The organism is Methylobacterium nonmethylotrophicum (assembly GCF_004745635.1).
Taxonomy (GTDB): domain Bacteria; phylum Pseudomonadota; class Alphaproteobacteria; order Rhizobiales; family Beijerinckiaceae; genus Methylobacterium; species Methylobacterium nonmethylotrophicum.
The window spans coordinates 1-17,400 of the sequence record NZ_SRLB01000018.1; the positions used below are offsets into that span (position 1 = coordinate 1).

Annotated in this window: 18 protein-coding genes; 2 read left to right on the forward strand and 16 right to left on the reverse strand. The window is 71.0% G+C overall.

The genetic code is table 11. The features are described from left to right. The 6 genes from EU555_RS22560 to alaS all read right to left on the reverse strand — a co-directional run. On the reverse strand, positions 1-167 hold a 167-nt coding region (locus EU555_RS22560), incomplete at its 3' end, for a carboxyl transferase domain-containing protein (RefSeq protein WP_281041301.1). Positions 168-433: 266 nt separating this feature from the next. Next, the gene (gene rfbA / locus EU555_RS22565) at positions 434-1,324 is read right to left on the reverse strand and encodes a glucose-1-phosphate thymidylyltransferase RfbA (RefSeq protein ID WP_135417478.1); all 891 of its coding nucleotides are present in this window, start codon (positions 1,322-1,324) and stop codon (positions 434-436) included. A 115-nt stretch (positions 1,325-1,439) separates the two neighbouring features. Continuing rightward, positions 1,440-2,339, reverse strand: coding sequence for a dTDP-4-dehydrorhamnose reductase (gene rfbD, locus EU555_RS22570; protein WP_135417479.1), 900 nt, complete (start codon positions 2,337-2,339; stop codon positions 1,440-1,442). 4 nt (positions 2,340-2,343) lie between these two features. After that, entirely contained in the window at positions 2,344-3,396 is a 1,053-nt protein-coding gene (rfbB, locus tag EU555_RS22575; RefSeq protein ID WP_135417480.1) for a dTDP-glucose 4,6-dehydratase, read from the reverse strand. A 41-nt stretch (positions 3,397-3,437) separates the two neighbouring features. Beyond that, the gene (gene rfbC, locus EU555_RS22580; protein WP_135417481.1) at positions 3,438-3,992 is read right to left on the reverse strand and encodes a dTDP-4-dehydrorhamnose 3,5-epimerase; all 555 of its coding nucleotides are present in this window, start codon (positions 3,990-3,992) and stop codon (positions 3,438-3,440) included. Between the two features lie 475 nt (positions 3,993-4,467). Continuing rightward, positions 4,468-7,128, reverse strand: coding sequence for an alanine--tRNA ligase (gene alaS / locus EU555_RS22585; protein ID WP_135417482.1), 2,661 nt, complete (start codon positions 7,126-7,128; stop codon positions 4,468-4,470). A 196-nt stretch (positions 7,129-7,324) separates the two neighbouring features. On the opposite strand from alaS, the gene EU555_RS22590 reads away from it, so the two are divergent. Further along, positions 7,325-7,738, forward strand: coding sequence for an MAPEG family protein (locus tag EU555_RS22590; RefSeq protein WP_135417483.1), 414 nt, complete (start codon positions 7,325-7,327; stop codon positions 7,736-7,738). 60 nt (positions 7,739-7,798) lie between these two features. Here EU555_RS22590 and recA read toward each other — a convergent pair whose 3' ends face one another. The 10 genes from recA to flgB all read right to left on the reverse strand — a co-directional run bounded on the left by recA (position 7,799) and on the right by flgB (position 15,949). Continuing rightward, positions 7,799-8,890 (reverse strand): recombinase RecA, encoded by a 1,092-nt coding sequence (gene recA, locus EU555_RS22595; RefSeq protein WP_135417484.1) that lies wholly within the window; start codon positions 8,888-8,890, stop codon positions 7,799-7,801. Between the two features lie 122 nt (positions 8,891-9,012). After that, on the reverse strand, positions 9,013-9,459 hold the full coding sequence (locus EU555_RS22600) for a PIN domain-containing protein (protein WP_167858638.1): 447 nt from the start codon (positions 9,457-9,459) through the stop codon (positions 9,013-9,015). Positions 9,460-9,479: 20 nt separating this feature from the next. Beyond that, positions 9,480-9,722 (reverse strand): hypothetical protein, encoded by a 243-nt coding sequence (locus EU555_RS22605; RefSeq protein WP_135417486.1) that lies wholly within the window; start codon positions 9,720-9,722, stop codon positions 9,480-9,482. A gap of 71 nt (positions 9,723-9,793) precedes the next feature. Beyond that, complete coding sequence (gene cckA / locus EU555_RS22610; RefSeq protein WP_135417487.1) at positions 9,794-12,382, reverse strand: cell cycle histidine kinase CckA; 2,589 nt, start codon at positions 12,380-12,382, stop codon at positions 9,794-9,796. A 167-nt stretch (positions 12,383-12,549) separates the two neighbouring features. Further along, the gene (gene flhB, locus EU555_RS22615) at positions 12,550-13,614 is read right to left on the reverse strand and encodes a flagellar biosynthesis protein FlhB (RefSeq protein ID WP_135417488.1); all 1,065 of its coding nucleotides are present in this window, start codon (positions 13,612-13,614) and stop codon (positions 12,550-12,552) included. A 4-nt stretch (positions 13,615-13,618) separates the two neighbouring features. Further along, positions 13,619-14,392 (reverse strand): flagellar biosynthetic protein FliR, encoded by a 774-nt coding sequence (gene fliR, locus EU555_RS22620; RefSeq protein ID WP_135417489.1) that lies wholly within the window; start codon positions 14,390-14,392, stop codon positions 13,619-13,621. Positions 14,393-14,466: 74 nt separating this feature from the next. Then, positions 14,467-14,733 carry a flagellar biosynthesis protein FliQ gene (gene fliQ, locus EU555_RS22625; protein WP_135417490.1) on the reverse strand — a complete coding sequence of 89 codons (267 nt, stop codon included), beginning with the start codon at positions 14,731-14,733 and terminating at the stop codon, positions 14,467-14,469. A 16-nt stretch (positions 14,734-14,749) separates the two neighbouring features. Further along, a complete protein-coding gene (gene fliE, locus EU555_RS22630; protein ID WP_135417491.1) occupies positions 14,750-15,055 on the reverse strand; it encodes a flagellar hook-basal body complex protein FliE in 306 nt (101 codons plus the stop codon). Between the two features lie 4 nt (positions 15,056-15,059). Further along, positions 15,060-15,470 carry a flagellar basal body rod protein FlgC gene (flgC, locus tag EU555_RS22635; protein ID WP_135417492.1) on the reverse strand — a complete coding sequence of 137 codons (411 nt, stop codon included), beginning with the start codon at positions 15,468-15,470 and terminating at the stop codon, positions 15,060-15,062. A 74-nt stretch (positions 15,471-15,544) separates the two neighbouring features. Beyond that, positions 15,545-15,949, reverse strand: coding sequence for a flagellar basal body rod protein FlgB (gene flgB, locus EU555_RS22640; protein ID WP_135417493.1), 405 nt, complete (start codon positions 15,947-15,949; stop codon positions 15,545-15,547). Between the two features lie 253 nt (positions 15,950-16,202). On the opposite strand from flgB, the gene EU555_RS22645 reads away from it, so the two are divergent. After that, positions 16,203-17,387 carry a hypothetical protein gene (locus EU555_RS22645; protein ID WP_135417494.1) on the forward strand — a complete coding sequence of 395 codons (1,185 nt, stop codon included), beginning with the start codon at positions 16,203-16,205 and terminating at the stop codon, positions 17,385-17,387. Positions 17,388-17,400 lie beyond the last annotated feature (13 nt).

Sequence of the window (17,400 nt, forward strand, 5' to 3'; positions counted from 1 at the left end):
TGGACGAACATGTCGAACTCCTCGAACGACCCCGAGTCGAGGAGGAGCTCGATGCGCTCGCGCGCCGTGAGCTTGCCGCGCTTGTGCTGCGCCGCCACCCGGCTCTCGCCGCCGCCGACCCGGGCCTGCGCGCGCCGCTGGTCGAGCCGTTCGAGGATGTCCTTCATGCTGTCGCCCGTTCCTGAAGAAAAGTGGCGCGCCCGCCGGGAGGCTCGGCCCCGGGACGGCGCTCGGCCCGGAGAGTCCAGGCCCGGAGGCTTGGCCGTGCCTGCGGCCTTAGCACGCGCCGGGGCCGTGCGAAAACTCGGTCTTTTCGGGCGGGAAAAGGGCGGCCCGGGCCGGAACGCGAAGGGCCGCGCCCTCCCCCCAGGGGACGGCGCGGCCCTCGATGCCGGCGGAGACGGGCGGTCCACCGTTCCGGGCGCGTCTGTCTTCAGAGCGCGTCCTGGCCGGGCTCCTGCTCGCGGGCAAGGCGCAGCAGGTTCTGGCCGTAATTGGTCTTGGCGAAGAGCTGGCCGCGGGCCACGACCTGCTCGCGGTTGATGAAGCCCTGCGTGTAGGCGATCTCCTCCAGGCAGGCGACCTGCATGCCCTGCCGGTGCTGGATCACCCGCACGAACTCGCCGGCCTCGAGCAGGTTGTCGTGGGTCCCGGTATCGAGCCAGGCATAGCCGCGGGACATGCACTCGACGTGGAGCTGACCGCGGTCGAGATAGGCCTGGTTGACGTCGGTGATCTCGAGCTCGCCGCGGGGCGAGGGCTTCACCGCCGCCGCGATGTCGAGCACGTGGTTGTCGTAGAAGTACAGCCCAGTCACCGCCCAGGGCGATTCCGGGTTCTTCGGCTTCTCGACGAGCTTGGTGGCGCGGCCCTCCTTGTCGAGCGTGACGACCCCGTAGGCCTCCGGATGGTCGACGTGGTAGGCGAACACCGTGGCGCCGGTCTCGCGGGTGCGGGCCTTCTTCAGGAGCTGGCGCATGCCGGCGCCGAAGAACAGGTTGTCGCCGAGCACCAGGGCGACCGGATCGTTGCCGACGAACTCGCGCCCGATGATGAAGGCCTGGGCCAGTCCCTCCGGCTTGGGCTGCAGCGCGTAGGAGATCTTGATCCCGAACTGCTCGCCGGTGCCGAACAGGCGCTTGTAGTTGTCGATGTGCTCCGGCGACGAGATCAGCAGGATGTCGCGGATCCCGGCCAGCATCAGCACCGAGACCGGGTAGTAGATCATCGGCTTGTCGTAGACCGGCAGCAGCTGCTTGTTGATCGCCAGCGTCGCCGGGTGCAGCCGCGTGCCGGATCCGCCGGCGAGCACGATGCCCTTCATGATGTGATACTCCTCTAGAGCATTTTCCGACGAAGTGGACGCCGGTTCGTCGAAGAAAATGCGGCAAATTAAAGACTTAGAGCACCATCCGATCGCACCGCGATCGGATGGTGCTCTAGGCTTGCTTCGCCGCGGGACCGATCAGCTGGTCCAGGATGTCGTCGAGGGCCGCCTGCCACGGGCGCGGCGTGACGCCGAAGGCGCGGGTCAGGGTCTCGGTCGAGAGCTCGGAATTGGCCGGCCGCGTGACCGGGGTCTTGAAGGCCGTGCTCGGGATCGGCGCGACCGGCACCGCGCGGGCGCCGCGCGCGCCTGCGCCCGCCATGATGGCGACCGCGAAGTCGTACCAGGTCGTCGCGCCGGCATTGACGCAGTGATAGGTGCCGGCGGGCGCCGCCGCGTCCTCGGCGAAGCGCAGCGCGATCCGCACCAGGGTCGCGGCGAGGTCGCCGGCGGAGGTCGGGCAGCCGCGCTGGTCGTCGACCACCGTCAGCGTGTCGCGCTCGCCGGCGAGCCGCAGCATCGTCTTGACGAAGTTCGCCCGGTGCGGGCTCACCACCCAGGCCGTGCGCACCACCGCGTGGCGCGGGTTGCCGGTGCGCACCGCCATCTCGCCGGCGGCCTTGCTGGCGCCGTAGACGCTGACCGGGTGCACCGGCGCGTCGGCCGCGTAGGCCCCGGTGCCGGTCCCGTCGAAGACGTAGTCGGTCGAGACGTGGATCAGCGGAATGCCGGCCTTCGCGGTCTCCGCCGCCAGGTAGGCGGGCGCCAGCGCGTTGAGCCGCCAGGCCGCCGCGACGTCGCTCTCCGCCTTGTCGACCGCCGTGTAGGCCGCGGTGTTGATCACCGCCGCGAACGGCCGCTCGGCAACCGCGCGGGCGACCGCCGCCTCGTCGGTGATGTCGAGGGCCTCCCGGGTCGGAGCGTGGATCGCCACGCCCTCGCCCCAGCTCTGCCGCTGCAACTCGGTGCCGACCTGCCCGCCGCCGCCGAGGACGAGAATCTCGCGGATCATCGGCTCACTCCCCCGTCAGGCCGAGGCGCTCGCCGGAATAGCGGCCCTCGCGGATCGGGCGCCACCAGGACTCGTTGTCGAGGTACCAGCGCACCGTGTCCTCGAGCGCCTGCTCGAAGGTGCGGGTCGGCTTGTAGCCGACCTCGGCCTCCGCCTTGCTCGGGTCGATGGCGTAGCGCCGGTCGTGGCCGGGACGATCGGTGACGAACTGGATCAGGCGCTCGTGCGGGCCGGCTCCGGGGCGCAGGCGGTCGAAGATCGCGCAGAGCGTCTTCACCACCTCGAGGTTGTTGCGCACCGAGCGGCCGCCGAGGAGGTAGGTCTCGCCGACCCGGCCCTTCTCCAGCACGGCGACCAGGCCGCGGGCGTGATCCTCGACGTGGATCCAGTCGCGCTCGTTCTGGCCGTCGCCGTAGACCGGCAGGTTCTTGCCCTCCAGGGCATTGAGGATCATCAGCGGGATCAGCTTCTCGGGGAAGTGCCGCGGCCCGTAATTGTTCGAGCAGTTGGTCACGAGCACCGGCAGGCCGTAGGTCTCGTGCCAGGCCCGCGCCAGGTGGTCGGAGGCCGCCTTCGAGGCCGAGTAGGGCGAGCGCGGGTCGTAGCGGCTCTCCTCGGTGAAGAAGCCGCCTGGGGGCAGGGAGCCGTAGACCTCGTCGGTCGAGACGTGGAGGAAGCGGAACCCGTCGCGTTCCGCGCCCGACAGCGTGTTGTAGTAGGCGCGGGCGGCCTCCAGCATCACCTGGGTGCCGACCACGTTGGTGCGGATGAAGGCGCCCGGGCCGGTGATCGAGCGGTCGACGTGGCTCTCGGCGGCCAGATGCATCACGGCCTGCGGACGGAACTCGGAGAACAGGCCCGAGACCGCCTCGTGGTCGCAGATGTCGGCTTCGGCGAAGCGGTGCCGGTTGTTGCCCTTGAGCGGCATCAGCGAGATCGGGTTCGCCGCGTAGGTGAGCGCGTCGAGGGTGAGGACCTCGTGGCCGAGGTCTTGGACCAGGTGCAGGACCACGGCCGAGCCGATGAAGCCGCAGCCGCCCGTGACGAGGATGCGCATGGGATGGATGATCTCCGAAAAGGGGTGGGGCCCGCGGGCGTTCAGAACAGCGGCGGCAGGTCGGCGAGGCGGGGCGCGACCTTGTCCTTGGCGGAGAGCTGGGCCTCGGCCTCGCTCACCGGCCAGTCGATGCCGAGATCGGGGTCGTTCCAGAGCACGGCGCCGTCCGCTTGCGGGTTGTAGACGCCGCCGGCGACCTTGTAGGCCACCATGGTGTCCGGCTCGAGGGTGCAGAAGCCGTGGCCGAAGCCGATCGGCACGTAGAGCTGGTGGCCGTTCTCGGCATCGAGCCGGGCGGCGACGTGGCGGCCATAGGTCGGCGAGTCCCGCCGCAGGTCGACCGCAACGTCGAGGATCGCGCCGGCGAGCACCCGGATCAGCTTGGCCTGGGCGAAGGGATGGCGCTGGAAGTGCAGGCCGCGGACGGTGCCGACCTGCGCCGAGAAGGACTGGTTGTCCTGGATGAAATGATCCTCGACCCCGTTCGCCGCCAGGATGTCGGCCCGGTAGGTCTCCGAGAACCAGCCGCGGGCATCGCCGTGCCGCTTCGGAACCACGAGCTTGACCGCCGGTATTGCCTGATCGATGACCTGCATCGCTGCCCACCTTCCGATATCGCGCGACCTGACGAATGCGGGGCTGATGCCCGGCAATCATGGCACAACGGCGTCGGCCGGACCTGCCGAGGCCGCCATGCCCGCAGCCTCTACTTCGTCGGCGCGTGGTGGGCAAGGTCGGAGGCCGGACCGGCGCGATCGGATCAGACGAGCCGCAATAGGCGCCCGTACAGCCACATCCCTTGACGAGAGAGCGGAACGCTATCGGCCGCCCGCGATTTCGGAACTTGGGGGCAAATATTTGGTACGGCACGCATCGAGCGTCCGACGATCAAGCACTTACGTCGGCCGGAGGGCACGATATCGCTCTGCGCCGTGGCGAGACCGTCAGTTGCGATCGTGACAACCGGTCTGTTGCACCAAAGCATCACTTGCGACGCTTCGATGCCTGCCATCGGCTGCCCGCGCCGTGCCGCCGCCCCATCCTCGACCATGGTCGAGGATGGGAGAGGACTCACGCGGCCGACAGCACCGCCGCGATCGCGTCCAGGGCCGCCTCGGCGGCCGCACCGTCCGGGCCGCCGGCCTGGGCCATGTCGCGGCGTCCGCCACCGCCCTTGCCGCCGAGCCGCTCCGAGCCCGCCCGCACCAGGGCGACGGCGTCGAATCGCCCGGTCAGGTCCTCGGTCACGCCGACGACGAGGCCGGCCTTGCCGTCCGGCGCCACGCCGACGATCGCCACGATCCCGGAGCCGAGCCGCTTCTTGCCCTCGTCGGCCAGGCTCTTGAGGTCGCGCATCTCGACGCCCTGCACGACCCGTGCCATCAGCTTCGTGCCGGCGACCTCGCGCACCGGGTCATCGCCGCCGGCGCCGCCGCCCATGGCGAGCCTGCGGCGCGCCTCCGCCAGTTCCCGCTCCATCCGGCGGCGCTCGTCGAGGAGGGCGGCCAGGCGCTCGGGCGCCTCGGCGACCGGCACCTTGAGGAGCCCTGCGAGCGCGGCAAGCTGGCGGCTCTCGCCGGCGAGGTGCCGGCGGGCGGCGTCGCCCGTCATCGCCTCGATCCGGCGCACGCCGGCGCCGACCGCGCTCTCGCCGAGGATCGTCACGACGCCGATGTCGCCGGTGCGCCCGACATGGGTGCCGCCGCACAACTCGACCGAGAAGGTCTTCGCCCGGCCGTCCTCGGCGGCATCGCGGCCCATCGACACCACCCGGACCTCCTCGCCATACTTCTCGCCGAACAGCGCGCGGGCGCCCGACGCGATGGCATCGTCGACCGCCATCAGCTTCGTCACCACCGGCTCGTTCTGCAGCAGCACCCGGTTGGCGATCTCCTCGACCTTGGCGAGTTCGTCCGCCTCGATCGGCTTGGGATGGCTGATGTCGAAGCGCAGGCGCTCCGGCGCGACGAGCGAGCCCTTCTGGGCGACGTGGTCGCCGAGCACCTGGCGCAGGGCCTCGTGCAGCAGGTGGGTGGCGGAGTGGTTGGCGCGGATCGCCGAGCGGCGCCCGTGGTCGACCTTCAGCTCGACCGCCTGGCCGAAGCTCAAGGCGCCCTCCTCTACCGCGACGTGATGGACGAACAGGTCGCCGAGCTTCTTCTCGGTCGCGGTCACCCGGGCCTTGAGACCCGGGCCGGTCACCGTGCCGGTGTCGCCGACCTGGCCGCCGGACTCGCCGTAGAACGGCGTCTGGCTGACGACGAGCAGGCCTTCCTCGCCGGCCGCGATCGCCTCGACCTCGGCCCCGCCGCGCACGAGCGCCGTGACGACGGCCTCGGCGCCTTCCGTGTCGTAGCCGAGGAACTCGGTGGCGCCGGTGCGCTCACGGAGCCCGTACCACAGGGTCTCGGTGGCGGCCTCGCCGGAGCCCGACCAGGCGGCGCGGGCCGCGGCACGCTGGCGCTCCATGGCGGCCGAGAACCCGTCCGTGTCGACGGTGATGCCGCGGGACTTCAGCGCGTCCTGGGTCAGGTCGAGGGGGAAGCCGTAGGTGTCGTAGAGCGTGAAGGCGGTCTCGCCCGACAGGCTCTCGCCCTCCGAGAGGTCGCGGGTCTCGGCGTCGAGGATCGACAGGCCGCGCTCGAGGGTGCGGCGAAACCGGGTCTCCTCCAGCCGCAGGGTCTCGGCGATCAGGCTCTCGGCCCGCACCAGCTCAGGGTAAGCCTGGCCCATCTCCCGCACCAGGGTCGGCACGAGGCGGACCATCATCGGGTCGCGGGCGCCGAGGAGCTGGGCGTGGCGCATGGCCCGGCGCATGATCCGGCGCAGGACGTAGCCGCGGCCCTCGTTGCTCGGCAGCACCCCGTCGGCGACGAGGAAGGACGAGGCGCGCAGGTGGTCGGCGATCACCCGGTAGGAGGCGGTCTCCCTGCCTTCCGGCGCCCGCCCGACCTGATGAGCCACCGCGTCGATCAGGCTGCGGAAGAGGTCGGTGTCGTAGTTGCTCTTCACGCCCTGGAGGATCGCCGCCATGCGCTCGAGGCCCATGCCGGTATCGATCGAGGGCCGCGGCAGGCCGACCCGGTTGCCCGGCTCGATCTGCTCGTACTGCATGAACACCAAGTTCCAGAACTCGAGGAAGCGGTCGCCGTCCTCCTCCGGGCTGCCGGGGGGACCGCCCCACAGCTCCGGGCCCTGGTCGATGAAGATCTCCGAGCACGGCCCGCACGGGCCGGTATCGCCCATCTGCCAGAAATTGTCGGAGGTGCCGATGCGGATGATGCGGTCGTCGGAGAAGCCGGCGATCTTGCGCCACAGGGTCGCCGCATCGTCGTCGTCGGCGTAGACGGTGACCAGCAGCTTCTCGGGCGAGAGCCCGAACTCCTTGGTGACGAGGTTCCAGGCAAGCTCGATCGCCAGCGGCTTGAAATAGTCGCCGAACGAGAAATTGCCCAGCATCTCGAAGAAGGTGTGGTGGCGCGCCGTGTACCCGACATTGTCGAGATCGTTGTGCTTGCCGCCGGCGCGGACGCATTTCTGGGCCGTGACGGCGCGCTGGTAAGGCCGCTTCTCGACGCCGGTGAAGACGTTCTTGAACTGCACCATGCCGGCGTTGGTGAACATCAACGTCGGGTCGTTGCGGGGCACCAGCGGCGAGGACGGCACCGCTTCGTGGCCGTGCTTGGCGAAGTAGTCCAGGAAGGTGGACCGGATCTCGTTGACGCCACTCATGGGAAGGATCGTCTCTGCGGAAGGCGGGCCGGGTGAAGGGCGGGACGGGAGATGTCGCGCACCGGCGGGCGGCCCGCGGATGCATCCGGGTGTCTTTAGTCACGCGCTCCCCCCGTGTCGAGGCGGGGCTGAGCCGCTATCTCGCATCGGTGACGAAGCGTGGCCGCCGGCCCGCCCCGCAGGACTGCACCGATCCATGACCGAGGAAATCCGCCTTCTCGCCTTCTCGGCGGCCCTGGGCTTCGCCCACGTGGTCGCCGCCTCCGCCGCCGGGCTCGGCCAGCGCGGCGGCCTCGCCTGGGCGGCGGGCAACCGGGAGAGCGGCGGCCAGGTCACCGGCGCGGCCGCCCGGCTGGACCGCGCCGCGAAGAACTTCTTCGAGACCTTCCCGCTCTTTTCCGCCCTGGTGCTCGCCGCCGCGGTGTCGGGCCGGCAGGGCGGCGCGGTGGCGTGGGGCGCAGAGCTCTATTTCTGGGGGCGGCTCCTCTACCTGCCGGTCTACGGCTTCGGCATCCCGTGGATCCGCACCCTGGTCTGGGGAGTGGCGATGGTCGGCATCGGCTTCGTGTTCGCGGGGCTGTTCGGCTGGGCCGGGCCAGGCTCCCCGTAACGAAAAAAGGCCGCCGCGCTCGTCGCGCGGCGGCCCACTTTCGCTTCCGATCCGGTCGGATCAGGCCGACCCCTCGTCGAGGTCGTCGGCCGTCGGCGTGGCGTTCTCGAGGATCCGGTCGGCGACGAGGCCCGAGTTCTGCCGGATCGAGGCCTCGATCCTGTTGGCGATGTCGGGGTTGTCGCGCAGGAAGCCCTTCGAGTTCTCGCGGCCCTGGCCGAGGCGCTGGCTGTCGTAGGAGAACCAGGCGCCCGACTTCTCGACGATGCCGGCCTTGACGCCGAGGTCGATCAGCTCGCCGACCTTCGACACGCCCTCGCCGAACATGATGTCGAACTCGACCTGCTTGAACGGCGGCGCCACCTTGTTCTTCACCACCTTGACCCGGACGCTGTTGCCGATCGGCTGGTCGCGGTCCTTGAGGGTCGAGATGCGCCGGATGTCGAGGCGCACCGAGGCGTAGAACTTGAGCGCGTTGCCGCCGGTGGTGGTCTCGGGGCTGCCGTACATCACGCCGATCTTCATCCGGATCTGGTTGATGAAGATCACCATGCAGTTCGAGCGCGAGATCGAGCCGGTGAGCTTGCGCAGGGCCTGGCTCATCAGGCGGGCCTGGAGGCCCGGCTGCTGGTCGCCCATCTCGCCCTCGATCTCGGCCCGCGGGGTGAGCGCCGCCACCGAATCGACCACCAGCACGTCGATGGCGCCGGAGCGCACCAGGGTGTCGGTGATCTCGAGGGCCTGCTCGCCGGTATCGGGCTGCGAGATCAGCAGGTCGTCGAGGTTGACGCCGAGCTTGCGGGCATAGACCGGATCGAGGGCGTGCTCGGCATCCACGAAGGCGCAGACGCCGCCCTTCTTCTGGGCCTCGGCGATGGTGTGGAGGGCGAGCGTGGTCTTGCCGGAGGATTCCGGCCCGTAGATCTCGATCACGCGCCCGCGCGGCAGGCCGCCGACGCCGAGCGCGATGTCGAGGCCGAGCGAGCCGGTCGAGACGACCTCGACCTCCTGCACCTTGTCGCCCTTGCCGAGCCGCATGATCGAGCCCTTGCCGAAGGCGCGCTCGATCTGGGCGAGGGCGGCGTCGATCGCCTTCGACTTGTCTTTGTCCATGGTCGGGTTTTCCACCAGTCGCATCTGGGGCTGAGCCATCTCGGCGGGTCCTTATGGCAGGAGGGGCGGCAAGTCTCAATCGCGCGGCTGGGTTTCATGTACTCGTTTTGTTCTCGTTCGGCAAGGGCGTGCGAGGGGATTCGCGGGGATCGCCGGCACTGTCAGGCGTCGCCGAGGAAGCGCAGCAGGTTGGCGTTCGACCAGGACGGCCAGCCGGTCCCGGCGAAGTCGCGGTCGTGGCTCCAGATGTCGGCGTCGAGAAGCCAGGCGCAGGCGAGGACGTGCGCGTCGCTCGTCGACCCGTTGCGGGACGCGACGGCGTCGGAGAGGACACGGGCCGCCTCGGGTAGCTGTTCGGCATAGGCGGCGGCCTCGACGACCGCGAGATCGCTGAGGATTATTTCCGTCTGAGCGGTCATAGTCTCGCGAACGCCCTTGAGGTCGCGCAACACGCCCAGGACTTCCTCGACGGATCGGGCCGATGTCACGAGCTCTCTGCGCGCCTGAATGGTTTCGAAGGCAGGGCGGGACCGTCGCCCCAGCGCGACGCTCAGAATGATGTTGGTATCGACGACGATGATGGGCGAGGGAGGACGCGGCGTTCCCACGGAGACGATCGATCAGATCGTCATTCGATGCCACGCTCCGCCAGCAATCGGTCGATCACGGCATTCTCTTCCGGTGTCCGGCGTGCCGCTGCCGCGTCAATGTCCGCCAGGACCTTCCGCATGTACTCTGGAGACACGCGGTGAAGCGGCAGCAGGATGCCGACGGTCGCGGTCCCGTTCTTGATCGGCACGGCGTGCGGCAGGGCCTGGATGGCGCCCGCCGACATCTTCTGGAGTTCGCGCATGCTGATGAAGCTCTTCATGGCCGCCTCCTTGTTACATACATGGATGTAAGCCCGGCAGGCGGCGGCCACAAGGATGCGATCCGGGCGCTTCACCCCGCCATCGTGGTCTTCACCGTCTCGACGAGCTGCTTCAGGCTGAAGGGCTTCGGCAGGAAGTTGAATTCCTCGCCGTCGGGCAGGTTCTTGCGGAAGGCGTCCTCGGCGTAGCCGGAGACGAAGATCACCTTGAGGGCCGGATGGGCCTTGCGCAGCTCGCGCAGCAGGGTCGGGCCGTCCATCTCGGGCATCACCACGTCGGAGACGACGAGGTCGACCGGCACGTCGCGTCCCTCCATGATCTGCAGGGCCTCGAGGCCCGAGGCCGCCTCGAGCACCGTGTAGCCCCGGGCGGTGAGGGCCCGGGCGTTGACCGCGCGGACCGGGTCCTCGTCCTCGACGAGGAGGATCGTGCCGCGCCCGGTGAGGTCGCGGGCCGGCGCCTTCGGGGCGTCCGCGGCCGCGGCCGGGGTAGCGCCCGGGGCGGGCAGCGCCGTCTCGGGCGGGGCCTCCGGCGCCTCTGATTCGGGTACCGGGATATGGCGGGGCAGGTAGATGGCGAAGACGGTGCCCTGGCCGACGGTCGAGCGCACGTCGATGTAGCCGCCCGACTGCTTGACGATGCCGAACACCGTCGAGAGGCCGAGGCCGGTGCCCTTGTTGACCTCCTTGGTGGTGAAGAACGGCTCGAAGATCTTCTCCATCACCTCGGGCGTCATGCCGGTGCCGGTGTCGCTGACCTCGATCAGCACGTGGTCGGCGGCGGGCAGGCCGTTGAGGCGCATCGCGCCGACCACCTCGGCGGTCATGTTGGCGGTGCGGATCAGGAGGCGGCCGCCCTCCGGCATCGCGTCGCGGGCGTTGACCGCGAGGTTCACGATCACCTGCTCGAACTGGTTGACGTCGGCCTTGACCGGCCAGAGGTCGCGGCCGTGCTTGAGGTCGAGCTCGACCCGCTCGCCGAGCAGGCGCTTGAGCAGCAGCGTGAGGTCCGAGAGCGCCTCGCCGAGATGGATCACCTCCGGCCGCAGGGTCTGGCGGCGCGAGAAGGCCAGCAGCTGCCGCACCAGGCTCGCGGCCCGGTTGGCGTTCTGCTTGATCTGCATGATGTCCTGGAAGGCCGGGTCGGCCGGCCGGTGGCTGGCGAGCAGCAGGTCGGAATAGCCGATGATCGCCTGCAGCACGTTGTTGAAGTCGTGCGCGATGCCGCCGGCGAGCTGGCCCACCATCTCCATCTTCTGGGCCTGGTTGACCTGCTGCTGCAGCTGGTGCTGGGCCGTGGTGTCGAGGGCGTAGAGGATCACCGCGCCCTCGGCACCGCCCGCGCTGCCGGCGGGGCTGAGCCAGATCCGGGCCGAGCGGTTGACCGGCGCCGACACCCCGATCTCGACCGGGGGCACGTCGCCGCGCCCCTCCGCCGCCGCCCGGGCCGCCGCCTCGATGACGTGGCGGTCGCGCTCGACCACGAAGTCGCGCACGGGCGGACCGGCCTCGGAGCCGTCGCCGGTGCGCGGCAGGGTGCCGAACAGGCGCGCGAAGGAGGCGTTGGCGCGAACCAGCCGCCCGTCGGCGGCGAGCGTCGCCACCGCGACCGGGCTGGTGTTGAAGAAGCGGTCGAAGCGCAATTCGGCCGCCTGCTGGGGATCGTCGCTCTCCTCGCCGGCGGAACGGTTGAGCACGAGGGTGCGCGAATCGCCCGGCCGCCCGTCCTGGCCGTAGGCGACCCGGTGGTAGAGCCGGGCCGAGAGCGGGTGGCCGTTGCGCCGGCGCAGATCCAGGTCGAAGCGGTCGGTGCGGACCTCGCCGGGCTGGCCCTTGCCGCCGATCAGCACCGGCCCGAGATCGTCGGGCAGGATCTCGGACAGGCGCAGGCCCCCGGAGCCGACCTGCGCCAGGTCGTGGCCGAGCCAGGCCGCCAGCGTCGCGTTCATGTAGACGACCGAGCCCTTTGGATCGACCGCCATGAAGCCCGCCGGCGCGTGGTCGAGATAGTCGATCGCGTGCTGGAGCTCCTGGAAGACGTTCTCCTGGCGCTCGCGCTCATGGGTGATGTCGGCGACGCTCCAGAGCGCCACCGGCCGGCGCGGCAGCGGCAGCGGCCGCACGCCGATGCGGAACCACGCGAAGTCGCGCTCCGCCGCGCCGCCGGGCGGGGGCGCCATGCGGATCTCCTCCGACAGGGAGCGGCCCTCGCGCGCGGCCTGCGCGAGGCGGTAGACCGCCTCCGAGACGTCCGGCGAGCCGACGAAGACCCGCTCGACGGGGCGCAGGTTGGCGAAGGTGTCGCTGCCGGCGAGCTGGAGGTAGGCGGCGTTGGCGTAGATCGGCCGGCCGCCCTCCTCCACCGCGATCATGCCGTCGGGGGCGGCGTCGACCACCGCCTTGGTGACGTCGTTGCGGGTGCCCTGGCCGGTGAGCTGGATCGCCCCGATGGCGAAGGCGAACAGGCAGAACACGCCCGCCATGGCGAGGAGCGCGAGCAGCCCGAGGATGATCGGCTGAGCCTGCTCGTTGGCGACGAAGCTCAGGCCCACCGCCGCGCCGACGAGGAGACCGGCGAGCAGCAGGAGCAGGCTGACCCGGCCGGGCCGCTCGGAGCGGTCGAGGGCGGCCTCCGCCGCGGATGGGCTCAACTCCGGCATGTCGCCTCGACACTCCCCGGGGGCCCGCACCGCGTCCGGGCCCCGATCCTGGCTGCGGCCCACCTGCGGTCGGGCCGGTCTCGCCCGTTCCCTAGCAGGCGCGGCGTTTCCGTGGAATGAACCCGGTTCGTTCCGGTGCGGCGATCCTGCGCCCGGTCCGGGCCGCCTCACTGGCGCTTGCGCAGGCGCAGGACGTAGCCGATCACCTCCGCCACCGCGCGATAATGCTCGGGCGGCACCGCCGCGTCGATCTCCACGGTGGCGTGGAGCGCGCGGGCGAGCGGGGGGTTCTCGACCACCGGCACGCCGGCCTCGCGCGCCACCTCGCGGATGCGCAACGCCAGCCCGTCGACGCCCTTGGCGACGCAGATCGGTGCCGGCATGCCGGCCTCGTAGCGGAGCGCCACCGCGAAGTGGGTCGGGTTGGTCACGATCACGCTGGCATTCGGCACCGCCGCCATCATGCGCTTCTTGATCCGCTGCGAGCGGATCTGGCGCATGCGCCCCTTCACCTCCGGGTTGCCGTCCTGCTCCTTCAGCTCCTCCTTCACCTCCTGCTTCGACATCCGCAGGCGGGCGCGCCAGCGGAAGCGCTGGTAGAGCGCATCCCCGACCGTGATGACGACGAAGGAGGCCAGCACCGCGCCCATCAGCCGCAGGCAGAGGGCGAGGGTCCCCTGGAGGACGGACGCGGGCTCGAGCTGCGCGAAGGCCTCGAGCCGGTCGCGGTCGCCCCACAGCACCAGGCCGGCGGCGACGCCGACGAGCAGGATCTTGACCAGTCCCTTGCCGAACTGGAACCAGGCCTCCGGGCCGAAGAGCCGCTTGAGGCCCGCCACCGGCGAGACCCGGTTCCATTTGGCCGCCAGCGTCTCGGTGGTCCAGACCAGCGGATGCTGGACGAGGCCGCCGAAGAGGCCGGCCGCCGCCACGGCGCCCATCGGCACCGCGAGGGCGAGGACCCCCGCCACGAGGGCGCGGCGGCCGAGGGCGAGGTAGGCGGCGGGGTCGGCGGGCACGTCGTGCAGGTGGACGAGGAAGCCGCGCAGGTCGGTCACCAGGCCGCGGGCGAGGGGCCCGGCCCCGACGAGCAGCACCAGCGTGAAGGCGCCGAGCATCAGGAAGGTGTTGACCTCCTGGCTGGTGGCGACGTCGCCGCGCTTGATCGCGTCGTCGAGGCGTCGCTGGGTCGGGTCTTCGGTGCGGTCCTCCTGGTCGGCCTGCTCCGCCATGCGCTCACGACCTCCCGAGATCGGCCAGGAAGCGGCCGAGATCGTCGACGAACACCCCCATGATCACCCCGATCGTCGCCAGGAAGACCAGCATGCCGATCAGGATCGCGGCGGGCGTCGCGACGAAGAACACCTGCATCTGCGGCATCAGCCGCGAGAGCACGCCGAGGCCGAGGTTGAACAGGATGCCGAACGCGATGAAGGGGGCCGAGATCTGCACCGCCAGGGCGAAGCCGCGGGCCACCGCCCGCACCGCGAAGGCGGCGGCGTCCCCGGTCGCCGGCACGCCGACCGGCGGCATCAGGGCGTAGGAATCGCGGATGCCCGCGATCGCCAGATGATGCAGGTCCGCGGTGAGCACCAGGGTGAGGCCGAGCAGGCTCAGGAAACTGCCGAGCGTCGCCTGCTGGTTGCCGACCGACGGGTCGACCGTCATCGCGTAGGCGAGCCCGAGCTGCTGGGCGATGACGGTCCCGGCGGTCTGGAGCGCCGCGATCACCGCCCGCACGCTCAAGCCCAGCACCAGCCCGACCGCGATCTCGCCGAACAGCACCCCGATCAGCGCCGTGCCGGTGCCGCCGGGCTCCGGCCCGGTGCCCCCGGGCAGGAGCGGGCGGGCGACCGGAAACAGCACCAGGGAGAGCAGGAGCGCGAAGGCGAGCCGCAGGCGCGGGCTGACCATCGCCTCGCCGATGCCCGGCATCAGCATGACGAGCGTGCCGACCCGCGCGAAGGTGAGGAGATAGGCCGCGGCGAGGCCGGGCAGGAGCAGGTTCACGTCGGGGGCGGGCCGCGGCAGGTCAGGATGGCGGAGTCTACGCGATCTGCGCGACGAAAGACGACACCCGTTCCTCACCCCCCCGCCGCGATCCGGGCGGCGATGCGGCCCATGTAGCCGGCGAGCGCGTCGCTCATGAAGGGCAGCATCAGCAGCATCGCGGCGAAGACCGCGACGATCTTGGGCACGTAGATCAGGGTCTGTTCCTGGATCTGGGTCAGGGCCTGGAACAGCGAGACCGCGAGGCCGACCACCAGGGCGACGACCATCAGCGGGCCGGCGACCTTCAGGAAGGTGACGATGCCGTCGCGGGCGACGTCGAGGATGGCGAGGCCGGTCATGGGCGTCGACGATTCCTTAAATCTGCATCCGCATGATGTCCTCGTAGGCCGAGATCACCCGGTCGCGCACGGCCACCAGGGTCTGGAGCGCGGTCTCGCTCTCGGCCACCGCCGTCACCACGTCGACGACGTTGGCCTTGCCGGCGGCGACCGCCAGGGCCTGGCCGTCGGCGCGCTTGCCGGCCTCGGCGACGCCGTCGAGGGTCGAGGTCAGGAGCTGGGTGAAGCCGCCCTCCCCCGCGCCCGTCAGGCCGGCGGCGGGCGCGCGTCCCATGTTCTGGATGGCGGCGTAGGCGCCGGCCGCGAAGGCGTTGGTGGTCATGGGGTCAGGCCTTCAGGATGTCGAGGGTGCGGGAGATCATGCGGCGGGCGGTCGTGACCATGTTGAGGTTCGCCTCGTAGGAGCGCTGGGCCTCGCGCATGTCGACGGTCTCGACCAGGACGTTGACGTTGGGCATCCGCACCATGCCGTTGGCGTCGGCGGCGGGATTGCCGGGATCCTGCTTGGAGCGGAGCGGTCCCTGGTCGCGGCGGACACGCCCCAGATCCACCACCGTCGCGTCGAGCGTGCGGTCGAGGTGGTTGGTGAAGGTCGGGATCTTGCGCCGGTAGGGCTCGGCGGTGGCGCTCGTCGGCGCCGAATCCGCGTTGGCGATGTTCTCCGAGATCACCCGCATCCGGCCCGACTGGACCTTGAGGCCGGAAGCCGCGATGCCGATCGCCTTCGTGAAGTCCATGGGGGCCGCCTCGGGTCAGTGCTGCGGGGACGGGGTGGAACGGGGAATGACGGGCCTTGCCTGCCGGGCGGGCCTTACTTGCCGACCGCGATGCGCAGCGTCTGCAGGCTCTTCTGGTAGAGCGAAGCGGCGAGCTGGTAGTCGGCCTGGTTGTCGCCGGCCTTCAGCATCTCGTCCTCGAGGCTCACCGCGTTGCCGCTCGGCATCATCTCGAAGCGGGTGCCGGTGCGCTCCTCGGCCGGGCCGGTCGGGCCCGCGCCGGCGAGATGCAGGTTGCTGGTGCGCTCCATCCCGATCCCCGGCAGGCCCGCCGCGGCGAGCGAGCCGTCCCGCTGGAACCGGGGGGCCTTCAGGTCACGGGCCCGGAAGCCCGGCGTGTCCGCATTGGCGACGTTCTCCGCCAGGACCTTCTGGCGCGTCTGCTGCCACTGCATGCGGTTGCGCAACATCGCGACGAGGGGGAGATCGGTGACCGACACGGGCGGGCCTTCCGGTTTAGACCGGCACAATCTGCCTAGCGCATGGTTAAAACCCGGTTAATACGAAGCCGGCCGCCGGGTCCCGGGCGGCTGGGCGCAACACCGCTCAAAGCTGTTAACGATATGTAAACGTCCCCTGCGCAGGCCCGGTACGGCCGTGCTAGAAGACACCCCATCGTCGGCGCCCCCGCGCGCGCCTCACTTGAGAGACCGTGCATTGCTCTCCTCGATCCTCGGGACGGACGGTTCGCCCTTGCTCTCCTACCTGATCGTCTTCGTGATCATGGTGGTGCTCCTCAGCCTCTTCGCTGTCGGGGCGAAGCGGTTCGCCCGGGGCCGCCTCACCCTGGGAGGCAACGGCGCCACCGGCCGCAGCCGGCAGCCGCGGCTCGGCATCGTCGACATCTACGAGCTGGACCGGCAGCGCCAGCTGATCCTGTTGCGGCGCGACAACGTCGAGCATCTTCTGCTGGTCGGCGGCCCGAACGACGTGGTGGTCGAGCGCAACATCGTGCGGGCGGGCAGCGCCCGGATGCCGGCGGAGCTGACGGACCGGGCCGAGACGGCCGAGGCGCCGCTGCCGCTCCCGCCCGGCACCGAGCCCGCGCCGCTGCCGCCGCCCTTCCCGGAGCCCGAGATGCCGGTCCCGGCGGCGCCTCCGGTGCACGAGCCCGAGCGGGCTGCGGCCGCCTTCGCGCCCGTTCCGCCCCCGCACCGACCGGAGCCCCAGGGACCGCCGTTCCCTCGGCAGGACCCGCCGCGATACGAGCCCCCGGCCCCTGATCTTCCGCCCGAGCCGGCGCGGCCGGCCTCCCGCTTCAACGCCTCGCGCCGGGTCGAGCCGCCGAGCCTGCGCGCCAGCCGCCAGACACCGCCTCCCCTCGATGCGCCGGTGCCCCCGGTGGCGGCGGTGCCGCCGCCAATGCCCGAACCCGTCCCGCCCCCCGAGCCGGTGCCGGCGCCGGCGGGCACCCGCGGCGGCGAGCCCCGGACGGTGGACGCGGCGATCCTCAACGACATGGCCCGCCAGCTCGAGGAAGCCCTGCGGCGTCCCTCCTCGGCGGTGGCACCGGCCCGTCCGACCGCCCCGGTGATGAGCCCGCCGCCCGAGCCGGAACCGCCGCCGCAACCGCAGCCCGAGCCCGACCCCGAACCGGCCCCTCCCCCGCCGCCCCCGCCGGAGCCGGAACCGTTGCCTGAACCGGCGCAACCGGCGCCGCTGCCCGCGCCCGAGCCGCCGCCTCCGCCGCCGGAACCCGAGCCTGCGCCACCGCCTCTGCCGGAACCGGACCCCGTCCCGGAGCCGCCCCCGCCGCCTCCAGCCCCGGAGGAGCCGGCACCGGCCACGAAGCCGCCCTCGGTCCAGAACCCGTTCTCGGTCGAGGAGATCGAGGCCGAGTTCGCCCGCCTGCTCGGTCGGCCCCTCGACAAACGCTGACGCTGTTGCACCG